6 protein-coding genes are annotated in these 12,992 nt (G+C 67.2%); all 6 read right to left on the bottom strand.

Annotated elements, in window-relative coordinates; genetic code table 11:
• Positions 1-197: 197 nt before the first annotated feature.
• The 6 genes from fusA to rplL all read right to left on the bottom strand — a co-directional run bounded on the left by fusA (position 198) and on the right by rplL (position 12,974).
• A complete protein-coding gene (gene fusA, locus EU555_RS17010; protein ID WP_135416132.1) occupies positions 198-2,273 on the bottom strand; it encodes an elongation factor G in 2,076 nt (691 codons plus the stop codon).
• 53 nt (positions 2,274-2,326) lie between these two features.
• Entirely contained in the window at positions 2,327-2,797 is a 471-nt protein-coding gene (gene rpsG, locus EU555_RS17005) for a 30S ribosomal protein S7 (protein ID WP_135416130.1), read from the bottom strand.
• A 120-nt stretch (positions 2,798-2,917) separates the two neighbouring features.
• Entirely contained in the window at positions 2,918-3,289 is a 372-nt protein-coding gene (gene rpsL / locus EU555_RS17000; protein WP_048429408.1) for a 30S ribosomal protein S12, read from the bottom strand.
• Between the two features lie 476 nt (positions 3,290-3,765).
• On the bottom strand, positions 3,766-7,971 hold the full coding sequence (rpoC, locus tag EU555_RS16995; RefSeq protein WP_135416128.1) for a DNA-directed RNA polymerase subunit beta': 4,206 nt from the start codon (positions 7,969-7,971) through the stop codon (positions 3,766-3,768).
• Positions 7,972-8,104: 133 nt separating this feature from the next.
• Complete coding sequence (gene rpoB / locus EU555_RS16990) at positions 8,105-12,229, bottom strand: DNA-directed RNA polymerase subunit beta (protein ID WP_135416126.1); 4,125 nt, start codon at positions 12,227-12,229, stop codon at positions 8,105-8,107.
• Between the two features lie 367 nt (positions 12,230-12,596).
• Complete coding sequence (gene rplL, locus EU555_RS16985; RefSeq protein ID WP_135416124.1) at positions 12,597-12,974, bottom strand: 50S ribosomal protein L7/L12; 378 nt, start codon at positions 12,972-12,974, stop codon at positions 12,597-12,599.
• Positions 12,975-12,992: the final 18 nt, after the last annotated feature.

Below are 12,992 nucleotides of genomic sequence, written 5' to 3'. Positions count from 1 at the left end.
GTCTTGCCGTGGTCGACGTGACCGATCGTCCCGATGTTGCAGTGCGGCTTCGTCCGCGAAAACTTTTCCTTGGCCATTGCCAAAACTCCGTCGATCGAATGCGTGCGATTTGGTCTGAGGTGATGCCCGCCGTGGCGGGCACCGAAGCTGCGAGGTGGCCTTCCGATCGGGCCGACCTCGTCAGGCGTAGGTTCGCCTTAGGCGTACTTGGCGACCACCTTCTCGGCCTCGCCGCGCGGGACCTCTTCGTAGTGGTCGAACTGCATCGTGAAGTTCGCGCGCCCCTGGGTGAAGGAGCGCAGCTGGTTCACGTAGCCGAACATGTTGGCGAGCGGCACCATCGCGTTGATGACGTTGGCGTTGCCGCGCATGTCCTGGCCCTGGATCTGGCCGCGCCGGGAGTTCAGGTCGCCGATGACCGAACCGGTATAATCCTCCGGGGTCACGACCTCGACCTTCATCACCGGCTCGAGCAGGACCGAGCCGCCCTTCTGGAGCGCTTCCCGAAGCGCCGCCCGCGAGGCGATCTCGAAGGCCAGCGCCGAGGAGTCGACCTCGTGGTAGGCGCCGTCGACCAGCTCCACCTTGATGTCGACCACCGGGAAGCCCGCCAGGATGCCGGCGGTCAGCACGCTGTTGAGGCCCTTCTCGACGCCCGGGATGTATTCCTTGGGCACCGCACCGCCGACGATCTTCGACTCGAACGCGTAGCCGGCGCCAGGCTCGTTCGGCTCCACCACGAACTTCACCCGCGCGAACTGGCCGGTACCGCCGGTCTGCTTCTTGTGGGTGTAGTCGATCTCGGTCCGCTTGGTCAGCTTCTCCCGGTAGGCGACCTGCGGCTGGCCGATATTGGCCTCGACCTTGTAGGTGCGCTTCAGGATGTCGACCTTGATGTCGAGGTGGAGCTCGCCCATCCCCTTCAGGATGGTCTGGCCCGACTCCTGGTCCGTGGAGACCCGGAAGGACGGATCCTCGGCGGCGAGCTTCGAGAGCGCGATGCCGAGCTTCTCCTGGTCCGCCTTGGACTTCGGCTCGACGGCGATCTCGATGACCGGCTCCGGGAATTCCATCTTCTCGAGGATCACGGCCTTGTTCGGGTCGCACAGCGTGTCGCCGGTGCGGGTGTCCTTGAGACCCGCCAGCGCCACGATGTCACCGGCGAACGCCTCCTTGATGTCCTCGCGGTTGTTCGCGTGCATCAGGAGCATGCGGCCGACCCGCTCCTTCTTGTCGCGGGTCGAGTTGATGACGTTGGCGCCGGACTCCACCTTGCCCGAATACACGCGGCAGAAGGTGATCGTGCCGACATGGGGGTCGTCCATGATCTTGAAGGCGAGCATGGAGAAGGGGTCGGAGTCGGTCGGCTTGCGGACGACCTCTTCCTCGGTCTTGAAGTCGATGCCCTTGATCTCGCCGCGGTCGGCGGGAGACGGCAGGTAGTCGACGACCGCATCGAGCAGGGGCTGCACGCCCTTGTTCTTGAAGGCCGAGCCGCACAGCACGGGGTGGAAGGCGCGACGCTGCACCGCCGTGCGCACGAGCCTGCGCATGGTGTCCTCGTCGGGCTCGGCGCCCTCGAGGTAGGCGGTCATGGCGTCGTCGTCCATCTCGACGCAGGCCTCGACCAGCTTGGTGCGGTACTCCGCGGCCTGGTCGGCGAGGTCGGCCGGGATCTCCTCCTCGGAGAAGTTGGCGCCGAGCGCCTCGCCCGACCACACGATCGCCTTCATCTTGATCAGGTCGACGACGCCCTTGAACGAGCTCTCGGCGCCGATCGGCAGCTGCAGGCAGACCGGCTTGCCGGCGACGCGGTCGATGATGTCGGCCACGCACTTGAAGAAGTCGGCGCCGATCTTGTCCATCTTGTTGACGAACACGACGCGCGGCACGTCGTACTTGTCGGCCTGGCGCCACACCGTCTCGGTCTGCGGCTCGACGCCCTGGTTGCCGTCGAGCACGCACACGGCGCCGTCGAGCACGCGCAGGGAGCGCTCCACCTCGATGGTGAAGTCGACGTGGCCGGGGGTGTCGATGATGTTCAGGCGCTTGTCGCGCCAGAAGCAGGTCGTCGCAGCCGAGGTGATCGTGATGCCACGCTCCTGCTCCTGCTCCATCCAGTCCATGGTGGCGGCGCCCTCATGGACCTCGCCGATCTTGTGGGACTTGCCGGTGTAGTAGAGGATCCGCTCGGTCGTCGTGGTCTTGCCGGCGTCGATGTGGGCCATGATGCCGAAGTTGCGGTAGTCCTCGATCGCGTGCGTGCGGGGCATCGGGGGGCTCCTGAAGAGGGGGCCGCCGCGGCGAGGCGGCGGCGAAGCAGCGTTTACCAGCGATAGTGCGAGAACGCGCGGTTGGCCTCGGCCATCCGGTGGGTGTCCTCGCGCTTCTTCACGGCGTTGCCGCGGTTGTTGGCGGCGTCGAGCAGCTCGGCGGAGAGACGCTCGACCATCGTGCGGTCGTTGCGCGAGCGGGCGGCCTGGATCAGCCAGCGGATCGCCAGGGCCTGGCGGCGCTCGGTGCGGACCTCGACCGGGACCTGGTAGGTCGCGCCGCCGACGCGGCGGGAGCGGACCTCGATCGCCGGGGCGACGTTGTCGAGGGCGGCACGGAACACCTCGATCGGGTTCGCCTTCGCCCGGGCCTCGATGATGTCGAACGCACCGTACACGATGCTCTCGGCGACCGACTTCTTGCCCTCGTACATCACCGAGTTCATGAACTTGGTGAGGACGACGTCACCGAACTTTGGGTCCGGGATGATCTCACGCTTCTCGGCACTGTGGCGGCGGGACATCGCGCGCTCCGTTCTTAAGCTCTAAAAATCAACTGTTGTGCCCCGCGCAGGCCGCCTCGAGCATCTGAGCCGGCGACATCCTTGCGGGACAGGCGATCGTTTACCGGTCCGCGTCGGGCCTTACTTCGGCCGCTTGGCGCCGTACTTCGAGCGCCGCTGCTTGCGGTTCTTGACGCCCTGGGTGTCGAGCACGCCGCGCAGGATGTGGTAGCGCACGCCCGGAAGGTCCTTCACGCGGCCGCCGCGGATCATCACCACGGAATGCTCCTGAAGGTTGTGGCCCTCGCCCGGGATGTAGCCGATGACCTCGAAGCCGTTGGTCAGGCGGACCTTGGCGACCTTGCGGAGCGCCGAGTTCGGCTTCTTCGGGGTCGTGGTGTAGACGCGGGTGCAGACGCCGCGCTTCTGCGGGCAGGCGTCCAGGGCCGGCACCTTGTTGCGGGCCTTCTGCGCCTTCCGCGGATTGGCGATCAGCTGGTTGATCGTCGGCATGCCATTCCTCTCGCAACGCATCGCCGTCCTGGCGACCGTCGTTTCCCACAATCTCGTCTGAACGACCGTCACCCCCGTGATGAGGGCGCAACGCAAATCGCGCCCCAGGCTGAAAACCAGCCTTTGGCGCGCCATGCGAGCAGAGGACCACCGGAGGACGAGCCCCAGCGATCATGCCGGTCTGACACGTGTCAGTCGGTTTGAAGTTCGGTCGCGTTTAGGAGACTTGGATCGAGGCACGAGGGGCACGTCGATCAGCTGTCGCCTACGGCCAGCCGTTCAGTAGGTGGGCCTATTACGGGCTGAGGCCCCGGCCGTCAAGCGGAAACTTTCCCTTAAAGCTTGGCTGCTTACGCGAAAAAGGCCGGCGCCCCGAACGGGGGCGCCGGCCTCTCCAATGTGCTGCCGGGCGCAGGCCCGGTGTGCTCGGGAAGCCGGCGGGCGCGGGCGCCCGCCCTTGGCGAACTCCCCCTCGCCTACTCGGCGGCCGGGAGCTGCTCGGCGACAGCCGCGCCGCTCTCGGCCGACTTCTGGGCCATGATCAGGTTGTCGCGCCGGCGCGCGATCGACTTGATGTCGGCGATCATCGCGCCGGTGCCCGCCGGGATCAGCGAGCCCACGATGACGTTCTCCTTCAGGCCCTCAAGGTTGTCGACCTTGCCGTTGACCGCCGCCTCGGTGAGGACGCGGGTGGTCTCCTGGAACGAGGCCGCCGAGATGAACGAGCGGGTCTGCAGCGAGGCCTTCGTGATGCCGAGCAGGACGGGGACGCCCTGCACCGGCTTCTTGCCCTCGGCGATGAGCTGCTCGTTGATCTCCGCCAGCTCCGTCCGGTCGATCTGGTCGCCGGTCAGGATCTCGGAATCGCCGCCGTCGGTGATCTCCACCTTCTGCAGCATCTGGCGGACGATCACCTCGATGTGCTTGTCGTTGATCGACACGCCCTGCAGCCGGTAGACTTCCTGGATCTCGTTGACGAGGTAGGCGGCGAGCTCCTCCACGCCCTTGATCGCCAGGATGTCGTGCGGGGCCGGGTTGCCGTCGACGATGAAGTCGCCGATCTCGACCACGTCGCCGTCCTGCAGGTGGATGTGCTTGCCCTTCGGGATCAGGTACTCCACCGGCTCGGAGCCGTCATGCGGGGTCAGGCTCAGGCGGCGCTTGTTCTTGTAGTCGCGCCCGAACGAGATCGTGCCGGACTTCTCGGCGATGATCGCCGCGTCCTTCGGCCGGCGCGCCTCGAACAGCTCCGCCACGCGCGGCAGACCGCCGGTGATGTCGCGGGTCTTGGCGCTCTCGGTCGAGACGCGGGCGAGGATGTCGCCGGCCTTGACCCGGGTGCCCGGGTCGACGCCGATGATCGCCTCGACCGGCAGGAGCGAGCGCGCGTCCGAGCCGCGCGGCAGCTTCTGCACCCGGCCGTTCTGGTCGTGGATCGCGATCGCCGGACGCAGGTCCGCCGTCCGCGCCGAGCCGCGCCAGTCGATGACGACGCGCTTGGCGATGCCGGTCGACTCGTCGGTCGTCTCGGTGATCGACTGACCGTCGATCAGGTCCTCGTAGGCCACGATGCCGTCGATCTCGGTCAGGATCGGCCGGGTGTAGGGGTCCCACTCGGCGATGCGCTGGCCGCGCTTGATCGCGTCGCCCTCGTCGACGCGGACGCGGGCGCCGTATTGCAGGCGGTGGACCGCCCGCTCGGTGCCGTCCGGCCCGACGATCACCACCGCCACGTTGCGGCCGGTGGCGATCAGGTCGCCGTCCGAGTTGCGGGCGAGACCGCGGTTGCGGATCCTCACCGTGCCCTCGAAGCTCGACTCGATGAAGGACGAGTCGGCGATCTGGGCCGCGCCGCCGATGTGGAACGTGCGCATCGTGAGCTGGGTACCCGGCTCGCCGATCGACTGCGCGGCGATCACGCCGACGGCCTCGCCCATGTTGACGGGCGTGCCGCGGGCGAGGTCGCGCCCGTAGCAGGTGGCGCAGACGCCGTTCTTGGTCGCGCAGACCAGGACCGAGCGGATCTTCACCTCCTGGATGCCGGCCTTGGTGATCGGCTCGAGGTGCTTCTCCTCGATGGTCTGGCCCTTGGCGACGATGATCGAGCCGTCATTGGCGACCAGGTCCTCGGCCGTGGCACGGCCGAGGATGCGGGTCGCCAGCGACGCGACCACCTGGCCGGCATCGATGATCGCGCGCATCCGGATGCCGCTCTCGGTGCCGCAATCCGTCTCGCGGATCACCGCGTCCTGGGCCACGTCGACGAGGCGGCGGGTCAGGTAGCCGGAATTGGCGGTCTTGAGCGCGGTGTCGGCGAGGCCCTTGCGGGCGCCGTGCGTCGAGTTGAAGTACTCGAGCACGTCCAGGCCTTCCTTGAAGTTCGAGATGATCGGGGTCTCGATGATCTCGCCCGAGGGCTTGGCCATCAGGCCGCGCATCGCCGCGAGCTGCTTCATCTGGGCCGGCGAGCCGCGGGCGCCCGAGTGGCTCATCATGTAGATCGAGTTGACCTGCTTGTCGGCGCCGTGCTCGTCCTTCTGCACGGACGAGATGCGGTTCATCATCTCGCCAGCGAGCCGGTCCGAGCACTTGGCCCAGGCGTCCACGACCTTGTTGTACTTCTCGCCCTGGGTGATCAGGCCGTCCTGGTACTGCTGCTCGTAGTCCTTCACCAGCGAGCGGGTCTCGTCGACGATCGACCACTTGTTGTCCGGCACCACCATGTCGTCCTTGCCGAACGAAATGCCGGCCCGGAAGGCGTGGATGAAGCCGAGGCCCATGATGCGGTCGCAGAAGATCACCGACTCCTTCTGACCGCAATGGCGGTAGACGGTGTCGATCATCGCCGAGATCTCCTTCTTGGTCATCAGCTTGTTGACGACGTCGAAGGGGACCTTGGGGTGGCGCGGCAGCACGCTCGACAGGATCACGCGGCCGGGCGTGGTGTCGTAGATGCGCACGACCTCGTTGCCGTCGGGGCCGAGGCCCTTCCAGCGCCACTTGATCTTCGAGTGCAGCGTGACCGTGCGGGCCGCGAGCGCGTGCTCGAGCTCGCCGATATTGCCGAACACGCCGCGCATCGGGTTCTTCGGGTCGTTCGGCTTGTGCTCGCCGGGCGCGCCGTCGGCGACGATCGACAGGTAGTAGAGGCCGAGGACGATGTCCTGCGACGGCACGATGATCGGCGCGCCGTTCGCCGGGTGCAGGATGTTGTTCGTCGACATCATCAGGACGCGCGCTTCCAGCTGCGCCTCGAGCGACAGCGGGACGTGCACGGCCATCTGGTCGCCGTCGAAGTCGGCGTTGAACGCGGCGCAGACCAGCGGGTGCAGCTGGATCGCCTTGCCCTCGATCAGCTTCGGCTCGAAGGCCTGGATGCCGAGCCGGTGCAGCGTCGGCGCGCGGTTGAGCATCACCGGATGCTCGCGGATCACCTCGTCCAGGATGTCCCAGACCTCCGGCTTCTCCTTCTCGACGAGCTTCTTGGCCTGCTTGACCGTGGCCGAGAAGCCCTTGGCGTCGAGGCGCGCGTAGATGAACGGCTTGAACAGCTCGAGCGCCATCTTCTTGGGCAGCCCGCACTGGTGCAGCTTCAGCTCCGGGCCGACCACGATGACCGAGCGACCGGAATAGTCGACGCGCTTGCCGAGCAGGTTCTGGCGGAACCGGCCCTGCTTGCCCTTCAACATGTCGGCGAGCGACTTCAGCGGGCGCTTGTTGGCGCCCGTGATGACGCGGCCGCGCCGGCCGTTGTCGAACAGCGCGTCGACCGCCTCCTGCAGCATCCGCTTCTCGTTGCGGATGATGATGTCGGGCGCGCGCAGCTCGATCAGCCGCTTGAGGCGGTTGTTGCGGTTGATGACGCGGCGGTACAGGTCGTTGAGGTCGGACGTCGCGAAGCGGCCGCCGTCGAGGGGAACGAGCGGGCGCAGGTCCGGCGGGATCACCGGCACGACGGTCAGGATCATCCACTCGGGCCGGTTGCCCGAGAGCTGGAACGCCTCGATGATCTTGAGGCGCTTGAGCAGCTTCTTGGGCTTCAGCTCGGAGGTGGTGGTGGCGATCTCCTCGCGCAGGTCGGCCGCGATCTTGTCGAGGTCGAGCTCCTGCAGGATGCGCCGGATCGCCTCCGCGCCGATCATGGCGGTGAACGAGTCCTCGCCGTACTCCTCCTGAGCGCGCAGGTACTCCTCCTCCGACAGGAGCTGACGCTCCTTGAGGGGGGTGAGGCCCGGCTCGATCGTGACGTAGGACTCGAAGTACAGGATGCGCTCGAGATCCTTGAGCGCCATGTCGAGAAGCAGGCCGATGCGGCTCGGCAGCGACTTCAGGAACCAGATATGGGCGACGGGCGCGGCGAGCTCGATGTGGCCCATGCGGTCGCGCCGCACGCGGGCGAGGGTGACCTCGACGCCGCACTTCTCGCAGATCACGCCCTTGTACTTCATGCGCTTGTACTTGCCGCACAAGCACTCGTAATCCTTGATCGGCCCGAAGATCCGGGCGCAGAACAGGCCGTCACGCTCTGGCTTGAACGTGCGATAGTTGATGGTCTCGGGCTTCTTGATCTCGCCGTAGGACCAGGACAGGATCTTCTCAGGCGACGAGATCGAGATCTTGATCTGGTCGAAGCTCTGAGGCTGAGCCTGCTGGTTGAAAAGATTCATGACCTCTTGGTTCATGATCTGCTCCTTGGCTGACGGGGCGCCGCGAAGGGCGGGGTCGGCGGCCGCCGTCTGAGGGAAACGAGAATGGCGGCCGGGGCCCTCGGCATGAGGGCCCCGCCGCTGTCGCGAGGGATGTGGTCGGACGGGCCTACTCGGCCGCCTCCGGGGGAGCCTCGAGCTGGTCGTTGGCGGCGCGCTTGGAGGACAGGAGCTCGACGTTGAGGCCGAGCGACCGCATCTCCTTCACCAGCACGTTGAAGCTCTCCGGGATGCCCGCCTCGAAGGTGTCGTCGCCGCGCACGATGGCCTCGTAGACCTTGGTGCGGCCGGCGACGTCGTCGGACTTCACCGTCAGCATCTCCTGCAGCGTGTAGGCGGCGCCGTAGGCCTCGAGGGCCCACACCTCCATCTCGCCGAAGCGCTGGCCGCCGAACTGCGCCTTGCCGCCCAGCGGCTGCTGGGTGACGAGCGAGTACGGACCGATCGAGCGCGCGTGGATCTTGTCGTCCACCAGGTGGTGCAGCTTCAGCATGTAGATGTAGCCGACCGTGACCTTGCGGTCGAAGGGCTCGCCGGTGCGCCCGTCATAGAGCGTCGACTGGCCAGAGCGGTCGAGGCCCGCCATCTCGAGCATCGCCTCGATGTCGGCCTCCTTGGCGCCGTTGAACACCGGGGTGGCCATCGGCACGCCGCGCCGCAGGTTGTTGCCGACCTCGGCGAGCTCCTGGTCGGACAGGCCGGCCAGCTCGGTCTCGCTGTAGATCGCCTTCATCCGCTCGCGCAGGGGCTCGACGTCGTGGGTGCGCAGGTACGCGTCCACGGCCTGCGAGACCTGCCGGCCGAGGCCGGCGGCGGCCCAGCCCAGATGCGTCTCGAGGATCTGGCCGACATTCATCCGGCTCGGCACGCCGAGCGGGTTGAGCACGATGTCGGCATGCGTGCCGTCCTCCAGGAACGGCATGTCCTCGATCGGCACGATGCGCGAGACCACGCCCTTGTTGCCGTGGCGGCCCGCCATCTTGTCGCCGGGCTGGATCTTGCGCTTCACCGCCACGAAGACCTTGACCATCTTCATGACGCCCGGAGGCAGCTCGTCGCCGCGCTGCAGCTTCTCGACCTTGTCGAGGAAGCGCTGCTCGAGGCGCTTCTTCGACTCGTCGTACTGCTTCTGCATCGCCTCCATCTCGGTCATGAGACGGTCGTCGACGACGGCGAACTGCCACCACTGCGAGCGGGGATAATCCGCCAGGACCTCACGGGTGAGCGTGGTCTCCTTCTTGAAGCCCTTCGGGCCGGCGACGGGCGACTGCCCCACCAGCACGTCGGCGAGACGCGCGTAGGTGTTGCGGTCGAGGATCGCCTGCTCGTCGTCGCGGTCCTTGGCGAGGCGCTCGATCTCCTCGCGCTCAATGGCCTGGGCGCGCTCGTCCTTGTCGACGCCGTGGCGGTTGAACACCCGGACCTCGACGATCGTGCCGGTGACGCCCGGCGGCACCCTGAGCGAGGTGTCGCGCACGTCCGAGGCCTTCTCGCCGAAGATGGCGCGGAGCAGCTTCTCCTCCGGCGTCATCGGGCTCTCGCCCTTCGGGGTGATCTTGCCGACCAGGATGTCGCCCGCGTGGACCTCGGCGCCGATATAGACGATGCCGGCCTCGTCGAGATTCTTGAGCGCCTCCTCCGAGACGTTCGGGATGTCGCGGGTGATCTCCTCCGGCCCGAGCTTGGTGTCGCGGGCCATCACCTCGAACTCCTCGATGTGGATCGAGGTGAACACGTCATCCTTCACGATCCGCTCGGAGAGCAGGATCGAGTCCTCGAAGTTGTAGCCGTTCCACGGCATGAACGCGACGAGCACGTTGCGGCCGAGCGCCAGCTCGCCGAACTCGGTCGAGGGACCGTCGGCGATGATGTCGCCCTTCTTCACCACGTCGCCGACGCGCACGAGCGGCTTCTGGGTGATGCAGGTCGACTGGTTCGAGCGCTGGAACTTCTGCAGCCGGTAGATGTCGACGCCGGGCTTGGAGGCGTCGGCCTCGTCGGTGGCCCGGATGACGATGCGGGTGGCGTCGACCTGGTCGACGATGCCCGCGCGCCGGGCGCCGATCGCGGCACCCGAATCGCGCGCGACCACCGCCTCCATGCCGGTGCCGACGAAGGGCGCGTCGGCGCGGACGAGCGGCACCGCCTGGCGCTGCATGTTCGAGCCCATCAGCGCCCGGTTGGCGTCGTCGTTCTCGAGGAACGGGATCAGGGCCGCCGCGACCGACACGAGCTGCTTGGGGCTCACGTCCATCAAATCGACGCGCTCGGGACCCACCACGATGACCTCGCCCGCCCGCCGGCAGACCACCAGGTCCTCCGTGAGCTTGCGGTTCTCGTCCATCGCGGCGTTGGCCTGGGCGACGTAGTACTTCGCCTCCTCCATCGCCGACAGGTAGGCGACCTCGTCCGTGACCACGCCGTCGCGCACGCGCCGGAACGGGGTCTCGATGAAGCCGTACTTGTTCACCCGCGCGAAGGTGGCGAGCGAGTTGATCAGGCCGATATTGGGGCCTTCCGGCGTCTCGATCGGGCAGATCCGGCCGTAATGGGTCGGGTGCACGTCGCGCACCTCGAAGCCGGCGCGCTCGCGGGTCAGGCCGCCCGGGCCGAGCGCCGACAGGCGGCGCTTGTGCGTCACCTCGGAGAGCGGGTTGGTCTGGTCCATGAACTGCGACAGCTGCGACGAGCCGAAGAACTCGCGCACCGCCGCCGCCGCGGGCTTGGCGTTGATCAGGTCCTGCGGCATCACGGTGTCGATGTCGACCGACGACATCCGCTCCTTGATGGCGCGCTCCATGCGCAGGAGGCCCAGCCGGTACTGGTTCTCCATCAGCTCGCCGACCGAGCGCACCCGGCGGTTGCCGAGATGGTCGATGTCGTCGATCTCGCCCTTGCCGTCGCGCAGGTCGACCAGCGCCTTGACGACCGCCAGCATGTCCTCCTTGCGCAGGGTGCGCACGGTGTCGGCGGCGTCGAGGTCGAGGCGCATGTTCATCTTCACCCGGCCGACGGCCGAGAGGTCGTAGCGCTCCGCGTCGAAGAACAGCGAGTGGAACATCGCCTCGGCGGTCTCGAGGGTCGGCGGCTCGCCCGGGCGCATCACCCGGTAGATGTCGAACAGCGCGCCCTCGCGGGCCGAGTTCTTGTCGACCGCCAGGGTGTTGCGGATGTAGGGGCCGACATTGACGTGGTCGATGTCGAGGACCGGGATCTCCTCGATGCCGACGTCGGCGAGGCCCTTGAGCACCTTCTCGCTGATCTCGTCGCCGGCCTCGGCGTAGATCTCGCCGGTCTTGTAGTTGACCATGTCCTCGGCGATGTACTGGCCGACGAGGTCGTCGTCGGTCGCGCGCAGGGCCTTCACGCCCTTCTCGGCGATCTGGCGGGCGGCGCGGGCCGTCAGCTTCTTGCCGGCCTCGAGCACCACCTCGCCCGAATCGGCATCGATCAGGTCGGTCGAGGCCTTGAAGCCCTTCAGCCGCTCGGCGTCGTAGGGCACGCGCCAGTCCTGCCCGTCACGCACGTAGGTGACGCGGTTGTAGAAGGTCGACAGGATCTCCTCGCCGTCGAGGCCCAGCGCGAACAGCAGCGAGGTGACCGGGATCTTGCGCTTGCGGTCGATGCGCGCGTGCACGATGTCCTTGGCGTCGAACTCGACGTCGAGCCAGGAGCCGCGATACGGGATGATGCGCGCGGCGAACAGCAGCTTGCCCGAGGAGTGGGTCTTGCCCTTGTCGTGGTCGAAGAACACGCCCGGCGAGCGGTGCATCTGCGAGACGATGACGCGCTCGGTGCCGTTGACGATGAAGGTGCCGTTCTCCGTCATCAGGGGCATATCGCCCATGTAGACGTCCTGCTCCTTGATGTCCTTGACCGACTTGGCGCCGGTATCGGGATCGACGTCGAACACGATCAGCCGCAGCGTGACCTTCAGCGGGGCCGCGAAGGTGATGCCGCGCTGGCGGCACTCGTCGACGTCGTATTTCGGCTGCTCGAAGGTGTACTTGACGAACTCGAGCAGCGCGGTCGAGGAGAAGTCGGAGATCGGGAAGACGGACTTGAAGACGGATTGCAGGCCCTCGTCGGCGCGGCCGCCCTCGGGCTCGTCCACCATCAGGAACTGGTCGTAGGACGCCTTCTGGACCTCGATGAGGTTCGGCATCTCGGCGACTTCCCGGATCTTGCCGAAGAACTTGCGAATGCGCTTGCGACCGACCAGCGTGTTGGCCATGGGTTGACCTCGCTCCTCATCCACCGCTTATACGGCCCCGGTGGGACGCTCTAGGCGAACCGCCCGCATCAGACCTGCCGAGACCGTGCGGGCCGCCCGTGCGCCGGCCGCCCGCAAACCTTCGAATACGCCGATATGGGGATCCGTACCCCGGATCCCGAGGGGGTGCGCTGACGTGTTCCCACACAACTCCCGGTACTCCCGATCGCCGTCGTCGCTCGTGAGGGCCGCGTCGGCGCAGCGGGAATTGTGTGAGACGCACTGAAAGCGACCATAGCCCGCGAGCGCGAGGCCCGCGGGCTCGTGGCCCCGGACCGGCCGAGGCCGGATCCGGAGCGAGCGGCGGGCCGAAGGGCCCGCCACCGTCTTACTTGAGCTCGACCTTGGCGCCGGCCTTCTCGAGCTGGGCCTTGAGCTTGGCGGCGTCGTCCTTGGACACGCCCTCCTTGACCGGCTTCGGAGCGCCCTCGACCAGGTCCTTGGCCTCCTTGAGGCCGAGGCCGGTGATCGCGCGGACCTCCTTGATGACCTCGATCTTCTTGTCGCCGGCGGCGGCGAGCACGACCGTGAACTCGGTCTGCTCCTCGACCGGGGCGGCAGCGGCGCCGGCGGCCGGGCCGGCGGCGACGGCGACGGCGGCCGCCGCCGAGACGCCCCACTTCTCCTCGAGCATCTTCGCGAGCTCGGCCGCCTCGAGGACGGTCAGCGAGGACAGGTCGTCGACGAGCTTGGCAAGATCAGCCATTTTTCACTTCCTGATGTT

The sequence above is a fragment of the Methylobacterium nonmethylotrophicum genome, from assembly GCF_004745635.1.
Lineage (GTDB): Bacteria > Pseudomonadota > Alphaproteobacteria > Rhizobiales > Beijerinckiaceae > Methylobacterium > Methylobacterium nonmethylotrophicum.
The sequence above is the reverse complement of the archived record's forward strand: the minus strand, read 5'-3'. Positions and strand labels throughout refer to the sequence as shown.

Bases quoted from the DNA above. Each gene is read 5' to 3' on its own strand.
- rpoC (WP_135416128.1), bottom strand. From the start codon at position 7,971: ATGAACCAAGAGGTCATGAATCTTTTCAACCAGCAGGCTCAGCCTCAG.
- rpoB (WP_135416126.1), bottom strand. From the start codon at position 12,229: ATGGCCAACACGCTGGTCGGTCGCAAGCGCATTCGCAAGTTCTTCGGC.
- fusA (WP_135416132.1), bottom strand. From the start codon at position 2,273: ATGCCCCGCACGCACGCGATCGAGGACTACCGCAACTTCGGCATCATG.
- rpsL (WP_048429408.1), bottom strand. From the start codon at position 3,289: ATGCCGACGATCAACCAGCTGATCGCCAATCCGCGGAAGGCGCAGAAG.
- rplL (WP_135416124.1), bottom strand. From the start codon at position 12,974: ATGGCTGATCTTGCCAAGCTCGTCGACGACCTGTCCTCGCTGACCGTC.
- rpsG (WP_135416130.1), bottom strand. From the start codon at position 2,797: ATGTCCCGCCGCCACAGTGCCGAGAAGCGTGAGATCATCCCGGACCCA.